Below are 19,124 nucleotides of genomic sequence, written 5' to 3'. Positions count from 1 at the left end.
GCTCTTCAAGAGCAACGCCTCCTGCAAAGGGCTGCTTCGGCAGCCCTTTTTTCTTGGGCTGCAAGTTCGGGCAGTGGCACCGCTTGCAGCCGCGGAGGCGGCCCGGGTGCCGCACATGCCGCGTGCGGCACGCACAGGTCGATGCGGCGCAGGTTGGCCACGCGATCGTACGGCGCGGTCTCAAAACTCGGGGCGCAGCCGCCAGCGCTCACCTGCACCACCAGGTCCGGCGAGGTTTCGCCCCGCCGCTGGCGGAAGCGAAAGAGATACCGCCCCTGCGCGTCCGTCATCGCCTGTCCGAGTTGCTCGCGCAGACCCGTGCCGCGGTACGCCCCGCCGGCCGATTCGCTCGCACTGCGGTGGTAGCGCTCGAAGCGCAGCAGCACCGACGCGGCCGGCGCCGTGTCGCAGGTCTGCCGCATCAGCTGGTCGCGCAGCTGGGCGATGGCACCGAGCTCCGTACGGGTCAGGATGGTGGCGCCTGCCTCCATCGCATGCGCGTGAAAAGGCACCCGCCCCACCGACGCCTGCAGCATGCGCACTGCCGTCTCCTGGTCCGCCTCGCATCGGTCGGCATCGTCGAGCCGGGATTCGAAGCGCAGCCCGATCGCCGCGCCCGGCAGGCCGTTGGGCAGCACCAGGGGGCTCAGGTCGGCATGCAGGCCTGGCGTGTGCCGCCAGCGCTGCGGGTAGAGCTTGCCGATCACCGCCTCGAGCGCTGGGTAGCGCGCGCACACCGCGGGCACGTCGACCGGGGCATCGATCACCAGGTAGTCGTCGCGCCGCGGGTTGAAGGGCGTGGCCGCCTCGTGCGTCGTCACCTCGCCGTACACCACATGTTCGCAGCGACTGATCGGCATCGAGCAGTCGAGCACGAGGTCGTCATAACTTTCATCGAGCCCGCCGTCGTTGGAGCCGATCTCCACACGCAGCAGCCCGGCCTCGACATTCGGCAGGCCGAGCCGCAGCATCGACTCGCGCCAGCCCTGCCGCGTCGGACGGTGCTGCACCTGCAGCGTCCATTGCGCACCTCTCACATACAGGCGCTGCCCCACCACGCCGTCGTGCACGCCGTTGCCCACGTCCGCACCCTCGACGACGACGCGCTGCGCGTAGGCCGCGTCGCGCGCACGCACCCGCACCGTCCAGCTGCCTTGCATGGTGATGGCCATGTCTGAGTCCTCCTGAAGCTGACCTGAAGCACCGGATGGGCGTGCTCCAAAGACGCCCCACCCGGGGCTTGCACCATGGTCACGGGCCGCCACGGCCTTGTCCTTGAAGCGAGCTGAAACGTCCTGAATCGGCTCGGGACGGCCCGGGTTTGACAAGCACCCCCCGGGCCGCAAAATGGGACATGTCCGTCCCCCCGCTTCTCCAGCGCTTCGTCGACGACGAACTCCACCGCGCCGCGGACCTCATCTCCCGAACTTGCAGCGCCACGCTCGAGCAGCTGCGCCAGCCCCGCGACCACCTGCTCACCAGCAGCGAGCGGCAGCACTATTTCGAGCTGGTGCAGGTGCTGCAGTCGCAGCAAGGCGTCTACCAGAAGGCCTTCGTCGAAACCCTGCGCCGCCTGGTGCTGGCCGACATGGGGCCGGCGACGCAGGCCGAGGCCGGCAACGTCCGCCCCAGCGGGCTGCAGCTGATGGACGAGACCCGCGTCGAGTCCGACATCGAGATCTCGCGCGCCATCCAGCAGATCGACAGTGCCGCGGAATGGGAGCTGCGCGAGCTGCAGACCTTCACCTCCACGCTGCGCGGGCAGCCGCACGTCACGGCCGAGTCCAACCCCTTGCGGCCGCAGTCATATGCACGGGCCTTGTGGGAGGCGGGCACTGCGCTCCCGATCACGGCGGTGCAGCAGAGCATCCTGCTGCGGGTGGCCGCCACGGTCATGGGCGGACTGCTGCGCACCGCCTTTGCGGCCGCCAGCAGCCGGCTCGAAGCGCAAGGCATCGAGCCCGGCATCTACCGCACCGTGGTGATCGCGCCCGGCGCAGGCCGCGACGCACCGCCCGAGATGGACGTCACCCGCCCGGGCGCGCTCGACGGCCTCATGCGCAGCATGCCCGGTGGCGGTGACGCCGGCCCCATCACCGGCAACGAACCCAAGCGGCGCGTCCTGCCCACCACCACCCCGGCGCTCGAGCAGGCGCTGTTGCGGGTCGAGGAACTGCTGCGCCGCATGCCCACCGGCGACGCCGCCGCCGTGGCGGCCTCGCCGCCCCCGCTGCGCCTGGCCCAGCACCGCGCCGCGCTGATGGCCACGGCCGGCGAGACCGTCGACCGGCAGATCATCGAGCTGCTGTCGCGCCTGTTCGAGACCATCCTCTCCGACCGCAGCCTCTCCACGCCGCTGCAAGGTGCGATCGCCCGGCTGCAGGTGTCGGCCCTGCGGATCGCGCTGCTCGACCCGAGCATGCTCGACGCCTACGACCACCCGGTGTGGCAGCTGCTCGACCGCATCGTCACCGCGGCCACCACCTACCCGCACCCGTACGACACCCGCCTGATCGCGTTGCAGGACTTCTGCGACAAGCTGGTGCAGCAGATGGCCGCCGCACCCCAGCAGGACAGCGCCCTCTACCGCCACAGCCTGGGCCGGCTCGACGCCTTCCTCGCCGACCAGTTGCGCCGCCAGCAGCGCGATGCCGAGCCCAATGTCGAGGCCCTCGTGCGTGCCGAGCAGGCCGAGGCCTTGCAACGCACGCTCGCCGGCCGACTGGTCGAGCAGATGACCCAGGTGCCGGCGAGCCCGACGCTGCGCCGGTTCATCACGGGAACTTGGTCGCATGTGCTGACCCAATCGGTGCAACAGCACGGCGACCAGAGCCCGCAAACCACGGGTTACCTCAAGACCGTCGACGAGTTGCTGTGGAGCTTGAAGCTGCCCGACCACCCCAAAAGCCGCCAGCGCCTGCTCGAGCTGCTGCCTGGCCTGCTACAGCGCTTGCGCGACGGCATGGCCCTCGTGCAGCTGCCGCCGGCCGAGCAGCAGGCGGTGTTCGATGAGCTGATGAAGGTCCATTCCGAGGCCCTGCGGCCGGGCACACGCGCGGCGCAGGCGCGCAAGCCCGACGAGCAGCTGACGCCGGAAGAGATCGTGCAGCGCATGCGCGAGGAGCCGCAGCCGGAGCTGCCCGAGCCGGACCCGCTCGACGGCTCCGCCTTCAGCGACTCGCTGATCGACCTTGCTTCATTGGAAACCGTGCCCGCCGCGCTGATGGACAGCACCGAGCCCGGCTCCTCCGCCGACGAAGCCAGGCAATGGGTGCAGCGCATGGCGCTCGGCGAGCGCTACCGGCTCTTCCTCCACGGCGCCTGGACCTGCGTGCAGCTGCTCTGGCGCAGCGACCAGGGCCACTTCTTCCTCTTCGCGGGGGAGCTTCCGCAGCAGACGCATTCGGTCAGCCTGCGCGCGCTGGAGCGCCTGCGCGCCGAAAAGCTCTTGCGTCCGCTGCACGAGCAACCGCTGATCCAGCGCGCGGTCGACGGCCTTCTGCTCAACCTCGCACGGCCGATCTGAGCTGGGAAGCTCAGCCCGCGTCCACCCCGTCGTGCACCCAGTCGAAGAGAACGCAGGCCGCATCGCCCACGCCCGATTTCTTCAGCGCCGAGAAGAGCGACATGCTCACGTCGGCTTCGTCGGTGGAGATCTCGCCCAGCACCGCCTGCGCGGCGGCCAGGGCATCGTTGGCTTCGCGGCGATTGAGCTTGTCGGCCTTGGTCAGGAGCACCAGCAGCTTCACCGAGCCATTGCCCACGCGCGATGCGACGAACTCCAGCAGCTGGCGGTCGAGGTCGGTGAACCCGAGGCGCGAGTCGACCATCAGCACCACGCCGGAGAGGCTGCGCCGCAGCTCCAGGTAGTCGGCCATGACCTTCTGCCAGCGCCGTTTGGCGTCCTTGGCCACTGCGGCGTACCCATAGCCGGGCAGGTCGGCGAACAAGGCGTCGGGCGCCGTCTTCGGCCCCAGTTCGAAAAGATTGATGTGCTGCGTGCGGCCGGGCGTCTTGGAGGCAAACGCTAGCCGCTTCTGCTGCGTCAGCGTGTTGATCGCGGTCGACTTGCCGGCATTCGAGCGGCCGACGAAGGCGATCTCGGGCAGCTCGGTGGCGGGCAGCTGGTGCAGCTGGCTCGCGGTCGTGAGGAATCGAGCGGTGTGCGTCCAGGCCAGCGCGGCCTTTTCGGCGTCCTCGGGCGCGACGACCGAAGGGTTGGAATTGTTTTGTTCGGTCATGGCGGGGCCCAAAGCCCGGCATTGTAAAATCCCCGGGTTTTGCATCAAAAGACCGAGCCCATGAAGCCCTTCGCCACCTTGTCCTCGTTGCTGATTGCTTGTGCTGCCGTTGCCTCGTTTGCGCCCGCCCTGGCCGCGACCCCGGCAGCCCCTGCCAAGCCCGATATCGCCAAGGGCCAGGAGCTTTCCACCAAGGTCTGTGCCGCCTGCCACACCGCCGACGGCTCGCGCGGCGCCCCGGCCAACCCCATCATCAGCGGCCAGCACCCCGAATACATCGTCAAGCAGCTGGCCGAGTTCAAGGCCGGCAAGCGCGCCAACCCCGTGATGCAAGGCATGGCCGCCCCGCTGAGCGAAGCCGACATGAAGAACGTCGCCGCCTTCTATGCCGGCGTGCAGCCCAAGCCCGGTTTCGCCAAGAGCAAGGACACCGTCGCCCTGGGCGAGAAGATCTACCGCGGCGGCATCGCCGAGCGCAACGTGCCGGCCTGCTCGGGCTGCCACGGCCCCACGGGCAGCGGCATTCCGTCCACCTACCCGCGTCTGCGCGGTCAGCATGGCGACTACACCGAAGCCCAGCTCAAGGCCTTCCGTGACGGTGGCCGCAAAAACAGCCCCATCATGACAGGCGTGGTCGCAAAGATGAACGACAAGGAACTGAAGGCCGTGTCGGACTACATCGCCGGCATGCGCTGATCGCCGCTCACCGCCAGACGAAGGCCGGTCCATCGACCGGCCTTTTTGTTGGCCGTGCCATTTGCCGCGGCGCAGCACCTGTGCCTATAGTGTGGCCACCGACACTCCTGTCTGCGCCATGCCCTACATCCGCCGCGGCCCTGATGGTTCCATCGAAAGCCTGCACCGCCGCGACCACGGCGGCATGGAGTTCCTGCCCGAGGGCCACAGCGAGCTGATGGCCTTCGTGGGGCACAACACGCAGACCAACAGCGAGTTCGGCCGCCTCGACGCCGATTTCGTGCGTGTGATCGAAGACGTGATCGACACGCTCATCGTCAAGAACATCATCAACATCACCGATCTCCCCGGCGAGGCCCAGGCCAAGCTCTTCGCCCGCAAGAGCTTCCGAGAGCGGGTGTCGCGCAACTCCCTGCGGCTGTTTTCCGACACCCAGTTCGGCTCGGTGATCGACGACACCAACTTCAGCGATCTCTGAGTCGAGGCAAGGCCCGCCAGCGCCTTGTGTGAACCAGCTGTAAGCTCGACCGCTCCAAGAGCGACCGAGTTGCATCTGCACCAGGAGCTGACATGCATTTCCGCCCCGACCGAGGCTTCAACCACAAGATTGCCTCCGAGATCACCCCCCGTGACGTCTACGAGCGCCGCCGCGAGCTGCTCAAGCTGATCGCCATCGGCGGCGGCGGCATGGCGCTCGCCGCCTGGGCCGCACGCGACGCCCACGCCCAGACCGCGCGCCCCGGCAAGCTGGCCGCCCTGCCCGGCGCCCGCAGCACCATCGCCGGCGGCGTGACCATGGACAAGCTCACCCCCTACAACGACGTGACCAGCTACAACAACTTCTACGAGTTCGGCACGGGCAAGGGCGACCCGGTGAAAAACGCGCAGAAGTTCAAGACCCGCCCCTGGACGGTGGCCGTCGAAGGCGAGGTGAAGAAGCCCAAGGTCTATGACCTCGACGAGCTGCTCAAGCTCGCGCCGATGGAAGAGCGCATCTACCGCCTGCGCTGCGTCGAGGGCTGGTCGATGGTGATCCCGTGGGTGGGCTACTCGATGTCTGAGCTCATCAAGCGTGTGGAGCCCACCGGCAATGCGAAGTTTGTCGAGTTCACCACGCTCGCCGACGAGAAGCAGATGCCCTACCTCGGCTCCAACGTGCTCGCCTGGCCTTACGTCGAAGCCCTGCGCCTCGACGAAGCCATGCACCCGCTCACGCTGATGGCCTTCGGCCTCTACGGCGAGGTGCTGCCCAACCAGAACGGCGCCCCGCTGCGCATCGCGATTCCCTGGAAGTACGGCTTCAAGAGCGGCAAGTCCATCGTGAAGATCCGCTTCACCGAGAAGCAGCCCACCACCTCGTGGAACCTCGCCGCGGCGCAGGAGTACGGCTTCTATTCCAACGTGAACCCCAAGGTGGACCACCCGCGCTGGAGCCAGGCCACCGAGCGGCGCATCGGCGAAGACGGCGTGTTCGCTAAGAAGCGGCCGACGCTGATGTTCAACGGCTACGAAGCACAGGTGGGGCAGCTCTACGCCGGCATGAACCTGGTCAAGAACTACTGACCCTCGCATGCCCGCTGGTCGTTCACCCTGGCTGCACCCTGCAGCCAAGCCGCTGCTGTTCGTCGTCTGCGCCCTGCCCTTCGCCTGGCTGCTCTACGGCGCCTTCGCCAACACGCTCGGCCCCAACCCGGCCGAAGCACTGATCCGCGGCACCGGCGACTGGACGCTGCGCTTCCTGTGCATCACGCTGGCCGTCACGCCACTGCGTGTGATGACGAAGCAACCGGCGCTCGCGCGCTTTCGCCGCATGCTGGGGCTCTATGCCTTCTTCTACGGCGTGCTGCACTTCCTGTCGTACGGCTGGCTCGACATGGGCTTCGACGTCGAGGCGATCGCACGCGACATCCCCAAGCGCCCGTTCGCGCTCGTCGGCTTCCTCGCGCTCCTGCTGATGGTGCCGCTCGCCGCCACCTCGTTCAACCGTGCAATCAAGGCGCTGGGGGCGAAGCGCTGGCAATGGCTGCACAAGCTCGTCTATGGGGTCGTGCTGCTCGGGCTGCTGCACTTCTTCTGGATGCGGGCCTCGAAGAACAACCTCGCCGAGGTCGGCGTCTACGCCGTGGTCATCGCGCTGCTGCTCGGCTGGCGTGTCATCCACACGCTGGGGCGCAAAAAAGCGGGCTGATCACAGCCCGCAAACGCACACCTCTGACAAATCTCAGTACTTGCGGTTCGGGAATTCCTTGGCCGCCACCTCGGCGGGAAACACGCCCTCGATCGTCTTGATCCATCGCGGCAGCGGCTCGCCGGCCGCAGCCTTCTTCGCCGCTTCCATCAGCTGCGGGCCGAGCAGCGGGCTGCATTCCACGCTCACGTTCATCTTGCCGGCGATCATGGCCTCGAAGGCGCCCTTCACCGCGTCGACGCCGATCACGAGGATGTCCTTCGCGGGCTTGAGACCCGCTTCCTCGATGGCCTGGATGGCACCGATCGCCATGTCGTCGTTGTGCGCGTAGAGCACGTTGATCTTGCGCCCCTCCGCCTTCAGGAAGGCTTCCATCACCTCCTTGCCCTTGGCACGGGTGAAGTCGCCGGTCTGCGAACGGATGATCTTGTACCGCGGGTTGCCCTTGATCACCTCCTCGAAGCCCTTCTTGCGGTCGTTCGCCGGGTCGGAGCCCACCGTGCCCTGCAGCTCGACGATGTTGACGTCGCCCTGCGTCGACTTGGTGTGATCGAGCAGCCAGCGCGCCGCGCGGCGGCCCTCTTCCACGAAGTCGGATCCGACGAAGGTGGTCCAGGTGGAGGTGTCCTTCACCTCGACGTTGCGGCTTTCCAGGATCACCGGGATCTTGGCGCGCTTCGCCTCCATCAGCACCGTGTCCCACCCCGTGGTGACGAGCGGCGCGAGGATGATCACGTCAACCTTCTGCGCGATGAAGCTGCGCAGCGCCTTGATCTGGTTCTCCTGCTTCTGCTGCGCGTCCGAGAACTTGAGCTCCACGCCGGCGTCTTTCGCCGCCTGCTTGATGGACTCGGTGTTGGCCGTGCGCCATTCGCTCTCGGCGCCGGTCTGCGAGAAGCCGATCACGAGTTTCTTGGCCGCGAACGACACGCCGTGCGCGCCCAGGGCCAGGGTGGCCGCCATCGCCAGCATGGTGCGGCGATTCGGGTTCAAAGTCTCCATTTCCAGTCTCCTTCTGTCGTCTTGGGGATGAACACCTCATCCGGGGTACCACACCACACGCGGGTCGTCGGGTGAACGCTCGAAGGACCACGCCGCCTCGACCATGCGCGCCAAGTCGACTCTTGGCCGCCAGCCCAGCAGCAGCCGCGCCTTGCGGTTGTCGAGCCAGGTCGAGTGATAGGCCGTGCGGATGGGCACGAGCGGCAGGCCGCGCGTGCGCGCGAGGTAGTTGCCGAGCTCGCCGTAGTCGACCGGCTCGTCCATGCACACGTGCATGAGCTGCTGGTGCACGCGGGGGTTGTCGAGCGCGAGCAGCAGGGCCGACACCAGGTCGTCCACGTGCACGAAGTTGCGCTTCACCGGCCGGCCTTCGGCGTCGAGCATCACCGGCACCGCACCGGTCTGCCGATGGCGCTCGGCCTCGGCTTCGCCGACGAGCTCGCACCAGCGCGGCCCGCCGAACACGTCGTCGCCGAAGGAGAGCTGGTACTTGAAGTCGTCCTTCTCCATGATCCACGGCGCGCGCAGGCAGCAGCCATTGAGGCCGTACTGGATCTGGTATTGCTCGAGCATCACCTCCTCCAGCACCTTTGAGAGCGCATAACACCCGGGGTAGGCGCTGTGCGGTACCTCCTCGGTGACGGGAGTCCCGCGCGGGTAGAAGAAGTGTCCGATGGCGGCGTCGCCGCCCACCAGCACGAACTGCTTCAGGCTCGCACTCGTGCGCGCCGCCTCCAGCAGCCAGAACATGCCCTTCACCGCCACGTCCATCACCTCGTCGGGCGTTTCCTTCGAGGTGGCGAGGTGCAGCACGTGGGTCACTCCGTCCATCGCGCGGTTCACGTCGGCGCGCTCCTGCATCGCGCCCTTCACCACCTCCAGCCGCGGCTTCGGCGGCAGCGTGCGCCTGTGGCACAGCGCCCGCACGCGAAAGTGCGTGAAGGCGGGATCGTCCAACAGGCGTGCGATGAAGGCCTGGCCCACCTTGCCGGTCGCGCCGGTGACGAGCAGAAGAGATTCGGTGTGTGCCATCGCTCAGATCCGTTCGCCAGTGAGGGGGTCGAACACGCTTGCCCGCGCGGTGTCGACCACCATGCGCACGGTGTCACCCGGCAGGACCGGCGTGTTGGGGTGGGTGCGCGCCACCATGCGCACGCCGGCCCAGTCGAAGAAAACCATGGTGTCGGTGCCGGTGGGCTCCACCACGTCGACGCGGCACTCGAACTGCGCCGCATCGGCCTGCCCCGCCTCGGCCGGCGCCAGGTGCTCGGGCCGCAGGCCCAGCACCACCTCGCGACCCAGCCGGTCGGCGTGGCGGCCGTTGGGGCGCGGCAGCGGGAAGAAGGCACGCTCGCCGCCCTGCTCGCCGACGTGCACGCCCAGCGCATCGCCCTGCTGGATGAGCGTGGCCGGCAGGAAGTTCATCGCCGGCGAGCCGATGAAGTCGGCCACGAACATGTTGGCCGGCGTGTCGTAGACCGTCTTCGGGTCGGCGCACTGCTGCAGCACGCCGTCGCGCATCACCGCGATGCGGCTCGCAAGCGTCATCGCCTCGATCTGGTCGTGCGTCACGTACACGGCCGAGGTGCCCAGGCGCTGGTGCAGACGCTTGATCTCGGTGCGCATCTCCAGGCGCAGCTTGGCGTCGAGGTTCGACAGCGGCTCGTCGAAGAGAAAGATCGACGGGTCACGCACCATCGCGCGGCCCATCGCCACGCGCTGCCGCTGGCCGCCCGAGAGCTGCCCCGGCTTGCGGTCGAGCAGCTGCTCGATCTGCAGCAGCGAGGCCACGCGCTTGAGCGCCGCGTCACGCTCGGCCTTGGCGGCGCCGCGCATCTTCAAGCCGAAGGTGATGTTGCGCTCCACCGTCATGTTCGGATAGAGCGCGTACGACTGGAACACCATCGCGATGTCGCGGTCCTTGGGGTGCACGGCGTTGACGCTCTTGCGGTCGATGCGGATGTCGCCTTCGGTGATCGGCTCGAGGCCGGCGATCAGGTTGAGCAGCGTCGACTTGCCGCAGCCCGAAGGCCCGACCAGCACCAGGAATTCACCGTCGTCGACGTTGAGCGACACGTCCTTCACGATGGGCGTGCGCCCGAAGGACTTCGACACGTTCACGAGTTCGAGAGACGCCACCTTCAACCTTTCACAGCGCCTGCGGTGAGACCGCGGACGAAATACTTGCCAGCCAGGAAATAGACCACCAGCGTGGGCAGCCCGGTGATGACCGCCGCGGCCATGTCGACGTCGTAGCGCTTGGTCGCCTGCGAGGTCTTGACGAGGTTGTTGAGCGCGACCGTGATGGTCTGCCCCGGCCCGTCGGTCAGCGTGGCGGCGAAGAGGAAGTCGTTCCAGATCTGCGTGAACTGCCAGATCACGGTCACCACGAAGATGGGTGCCGAGATCGGCAGCAGGATGTGCCAGAACACGCCGAAGAAGCCCGCGCCATCGATGGTCGCCGCCTTCACCAGCTCGCGCGGCAGCGTCACGTAGTAGTTGCGGAAGAAGAGCGTGGTGAAGCCGAGGCCGTAGACGATGTAGGCCGTCATCACGCCCCAGCCCGTGCTGCTGCCCATGCCGACGGCCCCCAGCAGTTGCGCCAGCGGCAGGATCACCGCCTGGAAGGGGATGAAGCAGCTGAACAGCAGGAGGCCGAACAGCAGGTTCGCGCCGCGGAACGGCCACATGGTGAGCGCGTAGCCGTTGATCGCGCCGATCAGCGTGGAGATCACCACCGCCGGGATCACCACCGCGAGTGAGTTGGCGAAGTAGGGCTTCATGCCGCCGCAGTTCACGCTGATGCAGACCTCGCTCCAGGTCATGCGCCAGGTGTCCCACTGCAAGAGGCGCGGCAGCGCAAAGAGCGAGCTCTCGCGCATCTCGTCGGGCGGCTTGAACGAGGTGGCGAGCATCACGTAGAGCGGCGCCAGGTAGTAGGCCGCGAAGAGCAGCAGCAGCGCGTAGAGGCCGTAGCGGCCCAGCCTTCCGGCCGGCGTGGCGGCATACGTGGCACGGAACTCAGTCATGGCGCCTCCCCGGCCGCAGCTCCGAGTAGAGGTAGGGCACGACGATCGCCATCACCGTGCACAGCATCATCACCGCCGTGGCCGAGCCCACCGCGATGTTGTTGCGCTGGAAGCTCATCGCATACATGAAGATCGACGGCAGGTCGGTCGCATACCCCGGGCCGCCGTTGGTCATCGCGATCACGAGGTCGAAGCTCTTCACCGCCAGGTGCGCGAGGACCACCACCGCCGAGAAGAAGGCCGGCCGGATCGACGGGATGATGATCCCCCAGTAGATCTGCGGCATGGTCGCGCCGTCCATGTAGGCGGCCTTCACCACGTCTTGATCGACGCCGCGCAGCGCCGCAAGGAACATCGCCATGATGAGCCCCGAGGTCTGCCACACGCCGGCGATCACGATGGTGTAGATCGCGTAGTCGGGGTTGATGATCCAGTCGAACTTGAAGCCGGTCCACCCGAGCAGGTGCACCGAGCGCTCAAGCCCGAGGCCGGGGTTGAGCATCCACTTCCACACCGTGCCGGTGACGATGAAGCTCAGCGCCATTGGGTAGAGGAAGATCGCCCGCAGCGTGCCTTCGAAGCGGATGCGCTGGTCGAGCAGCACCGCGAGCAAGAGCCCGATGGCGAGGTTGAGCACCATGAAGAGCCCGCCGAACACCAGCAGGTTGCGGATCGAGACGCCCCAGCGCTCCATCTGCCACAACCGTGCATACGCGTCGAAGCCGATCAGCTCGTAGACCGGCATCATGCGCGAGCCGGTGAACGACATGTAGACCGTCCACGCGATGAAGCCGTAGACGAAGACCAGCGTCACCGCCGCAGTGGGCGCCATGATGAGCGCCGACAGGTTCTCTTGCAGCCAGCGGCGCGCAGTGGCCGGCAGCGACGGGCGCGGCCGTGCCAGGGCGTCGTTGGCCGCAAGAGACCGGTGGCCCTCGCTCCAGGGTGTCGACACGCGCTGCTTACTCCCGTGCGAGCTTGACGGCATCGGCCAGTCGCTTGGCGGCCTCGGCCGAGCTCATGTCGGAGTTGAAGTGCTTGGTGACCACGTCGGTCATCGCGCCCTTCACCGCCATCGGCACCGCCATGTCGTGGATGGCCGACGGCGCGAAGCCGCCCGACTTCACCGTCTTGGCCATGTGGTCGCTGGCGGCAAGCGCGCAACTGTCGAACTTGTCCAGCTTCATGTCGGTGCGCACCGGGATCGAACCCTTGGCCAGGTTGAAGTTTTCCTGGAAGCGCGGCTCCATCAGCAGCTTGGCGAAGAGCTTCTGTCCGGCCAGGCGGTCGGGGTCCTTGCTCTTGAACATCGCGAAGCTGTCGACGATGAAGAGGAAGGCGTTGTCGGTGCCGGGCGGGTTGGCGCAGAGGTAGTCCTTCCCCGCCTGCTTGCCGGCAGCGCTCATGTCGCCCTTCACCCAGTCGCCCATGATCTGGAAGCCGGCGGTGCCGTTCATGATCATCGCGGTGGCGAGGTTCCAGTCGCGGCCCGAGAAATTGGGGTCGACGTAGCCGCGCAGCTTGCGCATGCGATCGAACACCTTCTGCATCGTCTCGCCGCCGAGCGCCTTCGGGTCGAGCTCGACCAGCGCCTTCTGGTGGAAGGCCGGGCCGCCGACGCTGATCACGATCACCTCCCACAGCGATGCGTCCTGCCACGCCTGCCCGCCGTGCGCGAGGGGCGTGATGCCCGCCGCCTTGAGCTTGGCCGCGGCCGTGTCGAACTGCTCCCAGGTGGTGGGCATGGTGATGCCCACCTTCTTCAACACCGCCGGGTTCGCGTACATCCAGTCGAGCCGGTGCACGTTGACGGGTGCGGCCACCCACTGGCCCTTGTACTTCATGGTCGCGGCCACCGACTTGGGCAGCGCCTGCTCCCACTTGCCCGCCGCGGCCACGTCGTCGATGGGCTGCAGCACGCCCAAAGCACCCCACTCCTGGATCAGCGGGCCCTTGAGCTGCACCGACGATGGCGCGTCGCCACCCAGCACGCGTGCGCGCAGCTTGGTGAGCGCCTCTTCGCTGCTGCCGCCGCCCACCGGCGTGTCGATCCATTTGCCGCCTTGCGATTCCATGTCGTCCTTCAAGGACTTCATCGCCTTGGCCTGGCCGCCGGAGGTCATCCAGTGCAGCACCTCCACCGTGGGCGCGGCCCACACGTTCGTGCCTGCGAGGGAGAACCCGAGGGCGCACGCGGCGGCCCCGAGCAACTTGCTTGATTGACGCATCACCTTGTCTCCTGCGCGCTTGTTGACGTGGTCCAGTGCCTGGACTTAATGTGCGCAGCGCCATGGTGCATTCGCATGGCGTGGCCGTGAGAGCGGCGATGTAACGCCAGCGGCATGCCGGCCCGCGTTGCTACCCAGCGTTACAAAACAACGACGAAGAGACAAGCCCGATGGAGCGCACGCCCCACATCCTGGTCGTCGACGACGACATCGAGATCCAGAAGCTCACCAAGCGGCACCTGCAGGAGTTCGGCTTCCTCGTCACCGTAGCCGGCAACGGGCGCGAGATGTTCAAGGCGCTGAAGGAGTGGCGCATCGACCTCGTGGTGCTCGATGTGCTGATGCCGGGGCAGGACGGATTCGCGCTCTGCCGCGAGCTGCGCACCACGAGCCAGCTGCCGGTGATCATGGTGACGGCGCTGCGCGACGAGGCCGACCGCGTGATCGGCCTCGAACTCGGTGCCGACGACTACCTCGTCAAGCCCTTCGGCCCGCGCGAGTTGATGGCGCGCATCAAGGCCGTGCTGCGCCGCACGCAGAGCATCGGCAAGAGTTCGTCGGAGGCCGACGCGGCCGTCATCGCCTACAGCTTCGCGGGCTGGCGTCTCAACATGGTCGAACGCGAATTGCAATCGCGCGACGGCACCGTGGTGCCGCTGTCCACCCGCGAGTTCGCGCTGCTCACCACTTTCGTCGAACACCCGCAGCGCCCCTTGAGCCGCGAGCAGCTCGCCGACATGGTCGCCGGGCGCGACAGCGGCCCGTTCGACCGCAGCATCGACATCCTCGTCTCGCGCCTGCGCCGCAAGGTCGAAGACGGCAGCAAGGAGCCCACGCTCATCAAGACCGTGCGCGGCGAGGGCTACCAGCTCTGTGCCGAGGTGGTGAGGCACCACCGCCATGAGGCTGCGCTGGGCTGAGTGGCTGCCGCCCTCGCTGGGCGGGCGCATCCTCGCGCTGCAGGCGGCAGGCGTGGTGGCCGTGCTGGTGGTGGGCACACTCTGCGCGGTCGAGTGGACTCAGCGCGAGCGTGACGCCGCCCGCGCAGACCTCGCCGGCTGGGCGGTGCACGATGCGATGCTGCAGGCCCTCGACGGTCGTGCGCCCTCTGGCGAATTCGGCAGCTCGACGGTGGTGGTGCGACCCGGCCACGGCCCGCTGCCGGCCGGCTTCGCGGTGCAGCAGCGCCTGCCGGCGCCGCCCTCGCCACCGTCCACGTTGGTGCCGAGCGAAGTCACGCTGTGGCTCAAGGCCGGCGGCCTCGGCGAACGCGCCCTGGCGGCACTCGACGAGGCCGCCACCGCTCGCACCTATTTCACGCTCCTCTCTCGCGAGCAGGTAGCGCTCAACCGCGAGAGCCTGCTCGTGGTCACGCTGCCGCAAGGCCCCGGCGTGCTGCGCCGCGAGGTGATGGCGCTGCGCTTCGAGAGCCCCTCGCTCTGGCGCGACCGCATGCCACCGGTGAGCGTGCTGCTGGGCGCGCTCGCTGCGCTGGGTACGGTGTTCGTGGCGCTCGGTGTGGCCGCGCGCGCACTGGCCCAGCCCATCCACACGCTTGCGAGCTCCATCGACGCGCGCGGCGAAGACGTGCAAGTGCCGCTGCTGCCCGAAGCCGGCCCGGTGGAAGCGCGTGCGATGGCGCGCGCCGACAACCGCCTGCGCACCCGCCTCGCCTCGGTGCTGGCCGACCAGACGCGCATGCTCGCGGCCGTCTCGCACGACCTGCGCACGCCGAGCACGCGCCTGCGCCTGCGCGCCGAACTCGTCGCCGACGTCGAGCTGCGCGAGGCCATGCTGCGCGACCTGGACGACATGGACGCCATGCTCACCGAGGTGCTGGACTTCCTCTCTCACGAGGTACGCGAAGAGCCGGTGAAGGCGGTCGATCTCACCGCGCTGCTGCAATCGGTGTGCGACGACTATGCCGACCTGGGCCGGCCCGTGACCTTCTGCGAGCCGCCGCCGCTCACCTTCCACGGCGTGCCCACGCTCTTTGCCTCGACGCAGCAGACGCATGTGTTCCAGCACGAGCGCAAGGTGCGCCATAGCTGTCGGCCCAATGCGCTGCGGCGCGCGCTGTGCAACCTGATCGACAACGCCCTCAAGTACGGCCACCGCGCCGACGTGCGGCTCGACGCGGGCGGCGACGCGGTGCGCATCGCGGTGCACGACACCGGCCCCGGCATCCCCGAGGACGAGATGGAGAAGGTGTTCCTGCCGCTCTACCGGCTGGAGTCTTCGCGCCAGCGCAGCACCGGCGGCATCGGCCTGGGGTTGGCCATCGTGAAGGCGGTGGTCGCCGCGCACCACGGCCGCATCGAGCTGCGCAACCGGCCCGAGGGCGGACTGGTCGTCAGCCTAGAGTTGCCGCGTTCGCTGGCCTAAACAGGCTCCCAGCGGTTCGACTTCTCCGAGCGGAACATCGCCTCGATGATGCGCATGTTCTGCACCGCGTCGTCCACGCCATAGGGCAGCGGCATCTCGCCGCGCACCACCTTCGCGAAGGCATCGCCCTGCAGCGTGTACTGGTCGCAGGCGGGCAGCGTCTCGGCCACCGCGCTGGCGTCGGCGAGCTGGGCACCGTCGTCGAGGAAGATCTCGGTCGTCTCGCCCAGCGGTGCGTTGAACGGGATGCGGATCTCCAGCCGCTTCTTCGTGCCGATGAGCTGCAGGCGCTGGTAGGGCACGCTCTGAGTCGAGACGGTGAAGTCGAGCCGGCGGCCCTGGCCGAAATCGACGAGCGCGCTGGTCGTGCGGTCGGTGCCGAAGCGCGGGTCGCGGTCGACGAGCGCGATCACCCGCTCAGGCTCGCCTTCGAAGAAGAAGCGCCCGGCCACGATCGGGTAGCAGCCGATGTCGTAGAGCGCACCGCCGCCGATGTCGGCCATGTTGCGGATGTTGCCCGGGTCGTCGTTGAAGTACGAGAACGCCACCTGGACCGAGCGCAGCTCCCCGAGCGCACCGGTGCGCACCAGCTCGCGTGCGCGCAGCCACTGCAGGTGGAAGCGCACCATGAACGCTTCCATGATGTGCACCCGGCCCGCCACCTCCCGCAGCTGCGCGGCCTCGTCGGCGGTGATGGCGATCGGCTTCTCGCACAGCACGTGCTTGCCGGCGCGCGCGGCGGCCAGCGTGAGCGGCACGTGCAGGTGGTTGGGCAGCGGGTTGTAGACGGCCTCGATCGACGGGTCTTCGAGCAGCGCCTCGTAGCTGCCGTAGGCGAGCGGAATGCCCAGCTCCTGGGCGGCGGCGCGGGCGGTGGCATCGCTGCGCGACGCGATGGCGCGCACCTCGCACCAGGCACTCTTCTGCAGGCCGGGGATCACCTTCGCCGTGCCGATGCGGGCGGTGCTGAGCACGCCCCACTGGACCTTTTTCATCGCGCCGTCTCCGTCGTGTTCTTGGACGGCGCGCAGTATGCGCCCGGGCCGGTTTCAGGCCGGGTACGAAAAAGCGACGAGGGCGAAGGGGATCAGCGGCGCCGGCCGCGGGCCGAGGGCCGCACGCTCGGCCGAGGCACCGCCGGCAGCGGCGTCATCACCTCGGCGTTCATCTGCCACTCGGGCAAGAGGTGCGCGATGGTGCGGGCAGTGGTGGCATTCGCCTCCACCAGCAGCATGTCGGGCGCGTCGTCGATCACCTTGGCGCCGGCACGTGCCACCACCTCGGCCGTGTCCACCCCCGACTCGGCATGGCGAGGCGTGGTGCCGGCATAGCGCAAGACGTATCGGCTCATGGGCGTCGAGATGGAGGCGGGGCGGCGAAAGAGAAGAGCGCGTTCATGATACGCGCCGCCTTCTTTCCGCAGCATGACGCAGGTCAAGCGAGCAGTCGACTATTGCGCAAGCCCGGCGCCCTGCGCAAGGGGCGGCAGGCCCATGTCGCGCGCCGCCGCGAGCGCGAGCTTGACGATCGCATCGGCCCGGTCGCCGTCGCGCGGGAGGGCAAGCGTTGCAGCGTCGGCCGCGAGCCGGCGAGCGAGTGCTCCCGTCACCGCCGGGCAGGCCATCGAGGTGCCGTCCATCACGCCGAAACGGTCATGGGGGATGCAGGAGATCACGCCTACCCCCGGCCCGGCCAGGTCGATCTCGGGGCCGGTGTTGGAGAAGTCGGCGATGAAGCTCTGCTCCTTGCCGAGCGGCTCGGTGACCGTCTGCACCTGCATCGCACCCGCCGGCCAGGCGCCCTTGAAGCCGAGCGCGGAGATCGACACCGCCAGCGGGTGCCGCGCCGGCCACGCGACCGGCCCGCCCTCGTTGCCCGAGGCGATCACGCAGACCACGCCCTTGGCGCGGGCGGCCTTGATCGCATCGCTGGTCGTCGGGTCGTTGGGGCCGCCGCCCAGGCTCAGGTTGAGCAGGTCACAGCCGTCGGCCACCGCGCGGTCGATCGCCTTCGCGATGGCAAAGCTCGACGCACCTTCGGCGTTCTTGCCGAACACGCGGTAGGCGCGCAGCGTGACCGCGGGCGAGATGCCGAGGAAGCCGCCCACATTGCCATTCGCCGCGATGATCCCCGCCACATGCGTGCCGTGCACATGGCTGTCGGACCAGTCGGCCGGGTCTTCGCCCGTCACCGCGTTCATGCCGCCGGCGACCGTGAGCGCCGCATGGGGGCCGACGCCGGTGTCGATCACGCCCACCGTCACGCCTCGGCCATCGCCCGGATGACGCTTCGGGTAGGCCTTGGCCCGCGAGTCGATGAAATCGAGCGCGATCGCGGGCACCTCGATCGTGCCCGCCCGCAGCGGCCAGTGGTTCAGCAGCACCGGCCAGCCGGTGTGGGCCGGGTAGACGTAGACACGCTCCAGCACCTTCACCGAGCGCGGGAAGTCCAGGTTCACCTGGCCGCGCCCGTTGGTCGTGCCCTGCGCGCCCTTGCCGGCGGCCACGTCGCTGAAGGCGATGACATCGACGTCGCGCAGCGCCTGGCCGGTCTCCTTCAGCACCACCTTGAGCGTGTGCCGCTCCAGCACCGTGCGCGAGGCAAACATCTGCGCGCTCTCGATGATGCGCGGCCGCGGTGCCCGTGCCGGCGGGTAGAAGACCTCGGGTACCACGCGCAGCCCGGGCTGCTCGCGCTTCAGGCGCATCAGCGCCACGTCGGACATGGCCACGAGCTTGGCGCCATTGCTGTGGATCGAATCGAGCACGGTGAACCGGGCGGCCTTGGCCGACGGCGGGGCCGGCAGCCGGCGCGGCCCCGGGTCGGCCATGGTGGTGAGGAAGGTCTCGATCGCCGCGGCGTTGTGAGGCTCGTCGGTGGTGAAGCCGCGCGTGGGCAGCAGCACGAAGCGCATCATGCTCGGTCCTCCTCCTCGAACTGCAAGCCCTCGGCGGCCATCCATTCCTCGGCGGCGCGGAACGCGGCCGAGGTGACGGGCACGCCGGCATACGGTGCCACGTGCAGCAGCACCTCGCGCAGCTCGGCGAGCGTGGCGCCGTTGTTCATCGCGCCGCGCAGGTGGCCCTTGAGTTCGTGCGTGTGGCCGAGCGCGGCCAGCATCGCGACCGTGCACAGGCTGCGCTCCTTGAGCGAGAGGCCGCCGCGCAGCCAGGTCGAGCCCCAGGCCTGGTCGTTCACATGCGCCTGCAGCGGCTCCGTGAACGCACTGGCGTTGTTCAAGGCCCGGTCGACGAAGGCATCGCCCATCACCTGGCGGCGACGCTGTTCGCCGGGAGTCGGGGGCACGAAAGCGGTCATCTTGTTGTTCCTTTGCGATGAGATCGGCGCATTGTCA

At 68.2% G+C, this 19,124-nt stretch carries 19 protein-coding genes; 7 read left to right on the top strand and 12 right to left on the bottom strand.

Annotated elements, in window-relative coordinates; genetic code table 11:
* Positions 1-5: 5 nt before the first annotated feature.
* On the bottom strand, positions 6-1,172 hold the full coding sequence (locus JI745_RS20580) for a hypothetical protein (protein WP_201811295.1): 1,167 nt from the start codon (positions 1,170-1,172) through the stop codon (positions 6-8).
* Between the two features lie 182 nt (positions 1,173-1,354).
* On the opposite strand from JI745_RS20580, the gene JI745_RS20575 reads away from it, so the two are divergent.
* Entirely contained in the window at positions 1,355-3,526 is a 2,172-nt protein-coding gene (locus JI745_RS20575; RefSeq protein WP_201811293.1) for a DUF1631 family protein, read from the top strand.
* A gap of 10 nt (positions 3,527-3,536) precedes the next feature.
* On the opposite strand, the gene yihA is transcribed toward JI745_RS20575, so the two are convergent.
* Positions 3,537-4,241 (bottom strand): ribosome biogenesis GTP-binding protein YihA/YsxC, encoded by a 705-nt coding sequence (yihA, locus tag JI745_RS20570; RefSeq protein ID WP_201811291.1) that lies wholly within the window; start codon positions 4,239-4,241, stop codon positions 3,537-3,539.
* 60 nt (positions 4,242-4,301) lie between these two features.
* Here yihA and JI745_RS20565 point away from each other — a divergent pair, with 60 nt between their 5' ends.
* The 4 genes from JI745_RS20565 to JI745_RS20550 all read left to right on the top strand — a co-directional run bounded on the left by JI745_RS20565 (position 4,302) and on the right by JI745_RS20550 (position 7,125).
* Entirely contained in the window at positions 4,302-4,937 is a 636-nt protein-coding gene (locus JI745_RS20565; protein WP_201811290.1) for a cytochrome c, read from the top strand.
* Positions 4,938-5,055: 118 nt separating this feature from the next.
* Complete coding sequence (locus JI745_RS20560; RefSeq protein WP_236675070.1) at positions 5,056-5,415, top strand: hypothetical protein; 360 nt, start codon at positions 5,056-5,058, stop codon at positions 5,413-5,415.
* Positions 5,416-5,507: 92 nt separating this feature from the next.
* Positions 5,508-6,500 (top strand): protein-methionine-sulfoxide reductase catalytic subunit MsrP, encoded by a 993-nt coding sequence (gene msrP / locus JI745_RS20555; RefSeq protein ID WP_201811288.1) that lies wholly within the window; start codon positions 5,508-5,510, stop codon positions 6,498-6,500.
* A gap of 7 nt (positions 6,501-6,507) precedes the next feature.
* Positions 6,508-7,125, top strand: a complete 618-nt coding sequence (locus JI745_RS20550) for a sulfite oxidase heme-binding subunit YedZ (RefSeq protein ID WP_201811286.1) — start codon at positions 6,508-6,510, stop codon at positions 7,123-7,125.
* A 33-nt stretch (positions 7,126-7,158) separates the two neighbouring features.
* Here JI745_RS20550 and JI745_RS20545 read toward each other — a convergent pair whose 3' ends face one another.
* From JI745_RS20545 to JI745_RS20520, 6 genes are read right to left on the bottom strand one after another with little or no spacing between them, the layout of a single operon-like run.
* Positions 7,159-8,118, bottom strand: a complete 960-nt coding sequence (locus tag JI745_RS20545; protein WP_201812699.1) for an ABC transporter substrate-binding protein — start codon at positions 8,116-8,118, stop codon at positions 7,159-7,161.
* A gap of 45 nt (positions 8,119-8,163) precedes the next feature.
* A complete protein-coding gene (locus JI745_RS20540; protein WP_201811283.1) occupies positions 8,164-9,159 on the bottom strand; it encodes an NAD(P)-dependent oxidoreductase in 996 nt (331 codons plus the stop codon).
* 3 nt (positions 9,160-9,162) lie between these two features.
* Entirely contained in the window at positions 9,163-10,266 is a 1,104-nt protein-coding gene (locus tag JI745_RS20535) for an ABC transporter ATP-binding protein (protein WP_201811281.1), read from the bottom strand.
* 2 nt (positions 10,267-10,268) lie between these two features.
* Positions 10,269-11,156 (bottom strand): carbohydrate ABC transporter permease, encoded by an 888-nt coding sequence (locus JI745_RS20530; RefSeq protein WP_201811279.1) that lies wholly within the window; start codon positions 11,154-11,156, stop codon positions 10,269-10,271.
* A complete protein-coding gene (locus tag JI745_RS20525; RefSeq protein ID WP_404932827.1) occupies positions 11,149-12,111 on the bottom strand; it encodes a carbohydrate ABC transporter permease in 963 nt (320 codons plus the stop codon). Before JI745_RS20525 ends, JI745_RS20530 begins: the two co-directional genes overlap by 8 nt.
* Positions 12,112-12,118: 7 nt before the next feature.
* A complete protein-coding gene (locus tag JI745_RS20520; protein ID WP_201811275.1) occupies positions 12,119-13,384 on the bottom strand; it encodes an ABC transporter substrate-binding protein in 1,266 nt (421 codons plus the stop codon).
* A 170-nt stretch (positions 13,385-13,554) separates the two neighbouring features.
* Here JI745_RS20520 and JI745_RS20515 point away from each other — a divergent pair, with 170 nt between their 5' ends.
* A complete protein-coding gene (locus JI745_RS20515) occupies positions 13,555-14,304 on the top strand; it encodes a response regulator (protein WP_201811272.1) in 750 nt (249 codons plus the stop codon).
* Complete coding sequence (locus JI745_RS20510) at positions 14,285-15,769, top strand: cell wall metabolism sensor histidine kinase WalK (RefSeq protein ID WP_201811270.1); 1,485 nt, start codon at positions 14,285-14,287, stop codon at positions 15,767-15,769. Before JI745_RS20515 ends, JI745_RS20510 begins: the two co-directional genes overlap by 20 nt.
* Here the strand turns inward: JI745_RS20510 and JI745_RS20505 are convergent.
* The 4 genes from JI745_RS20505 to JI745_RS20490 form a co-directional block, all read right to left on the bottom strand.
* Positions 15,766-16,764 (bottom strand): Gfo/Idh/MocA family protein, encoded by a 999-nt coding sequence (locus JI745_RS20505; RefSeq protein ID WP_201811268.1) that lies wholly within the window; start codon positions 16,762-16,764, stop codon positions 15,766-15,768. The two genes, JI745_RS20510 and JI745_RS20505, sit on opposite strands and share 4 nt — an antisense overlap.
* Positions 16,765-16,856: 92 nt before the next feature.
* Positions 16,857-17,120, bottom strand: coding sequence for a hypothetical protein (locus JI745_RS20500; protein ID WP_201811266.1), 264 nt, complete (start codon positions 17,118-17,120; stop codon positions 16,857-16,859).
* Positions 17,121-17,219: 99 nt separating this feature from the next.
* Positions 17,220-18,686, bottom strand: coding sequence for a S8 family serine peptidase (locus JI745_RS20495; RefSeq protein ID WP_201811264.1), 1,467 nt, complete (start codon positions 18,684-18,686; stop codon positions 17,220-17,222).
* Complete coding sequence (locus JI745_RS20490; protein ID WP_201811262.1) at positions 18,683-19,087, bottom strand: carboxymuconolactone decarboxylase family protein; 405 nt, start codon at positions 19,085-19,087, stop codon at positions 18,683-18,685. Before JI745_RS20490 ends, JI745_RS20495 begins: the two co-directional genes overlap by 4 nt.
* Positions 19,088-19,124 lie beyond the last annotated feature (37 nt).

This window comes from Piscinibacter sp. HJYY11, assembly GCF_016735515.1.
Classification (GTDB): domain Bacteria; phylum Pseudomonadota; class Gammaproteobacteria; order Burkholderiales; family Burkholderiaceae_C; genus Rhizobacter.
This window is presented reverse-complemented; position numbering and strand designations above follow the sequence as displayed.

Coding starts and splice junctions, on each gene's coding strand:
- JI745_RS20560 (WP_236675070.1), top strand. CDS start 5,056: ATGCCCTACATCCGCCGCGGCCCTGATGGTTCCATCGAAAGCCTGCAC.
- JI745_RS20580 (WP_201811295.1), bottom strand. CDS start 1,172: ATGGCCATCACCATGCAAGGCAGCTGGACGGTGCGGGTGCGTGCGCGC.
- msrP (WP_201811288.1), top strand. CDS start 5,508: ATGCATTTCCGCCCCGACCGAGGCTTCAACCACAAGATTGCCTCCGAG.
- JI745_RS20540 (WP_201811283.1), bottom strand. CDS start 9,159: ATGGCACACACCGAATCTCTTCTGCTCGTCACCGGCGCGACCGGCAAG.
- JI745_RS20490 (WP_201811262.1), bottom strand. CDS start 19,087: ATGACCGCTTTCGTGCCCCCGACTCCCGGCGAACAGCGTCGCCGCCAG.
- JI745_RS20550 (WP_201811286.1), top strand. CDS start 6,508: ATGCCCGCTGGTCGTTCACCCTGGCTGCACCCTGCAGCCAAGCCGCTG.
- JI745_RS20510 (WP_201811270.1), top strand. CDS start 14,285: ATGAGGCTGCGCTGGGCTGAGTGGCTGCCGCCCTCGCTGGGCGGGCGC.
- JI745_RS20520 (WP_201811275.1), bottom strand. CDS start 13,384: ATGCGTCAATCAAGCAAGTTGCTCGGGGCCGCCGCGTGCGCCCTCGGG.
- JI745_RS20575 (WP_201811293.1), top strand. CDS start 1,355: ATGTCCGTCCCCCCGCTTCTCCAGCGCTTCGTCGACGACGAACTCCAC.
- JI745_RS20515 (WP_201811272.1), top strand. CDS start 13,555: ATGGAGCGCACGCCCCACATCCTGGTCGTCGACGACGACATCGAGATC.
- JI745_RS20505 (WP_201811268.1), bottom strand. CDS start 16,764: ATGAAAAAGGTCCAGTGGGGCGTGCTCAGCACCGCCCGCATCGGCACG.
- yihA (WP_201811291.1), bottom strand. CDS start 4,241: ATGACCGAACAAAACAATTCCAACCCTTCGGTCGTCGCGCCCGAGGAC.
- JI745_RS20530 (WP_201811279.1), bottom strand. CDS start 11,156: ATGACTGAGTTCCGTGCCACGTATGCCGCCACGCCGGCCGGAAGGCTG.
- JI745_RS20495 (WP_201811264.1), bottom strand. CDS start 18,686: ATGATGCGCTTCGTGCTGCTGCCCACGCGCGGCTTCACCACCGACGAG.
- JI745_RS20500 (WP_201811266.1), bottom strand. CDS start 17,120: ATGAGCCGATACGTCTTGCGCTATGCCGGCACCACGCCTCGCCATGCC.
- JI745_RS20565 (WP_201811290.1), top strand. CDS start 4,302: ATGAAGCCCTTCGCCACCTTGTCCTCGTTGCTGATTGCTTGTGCTGCC.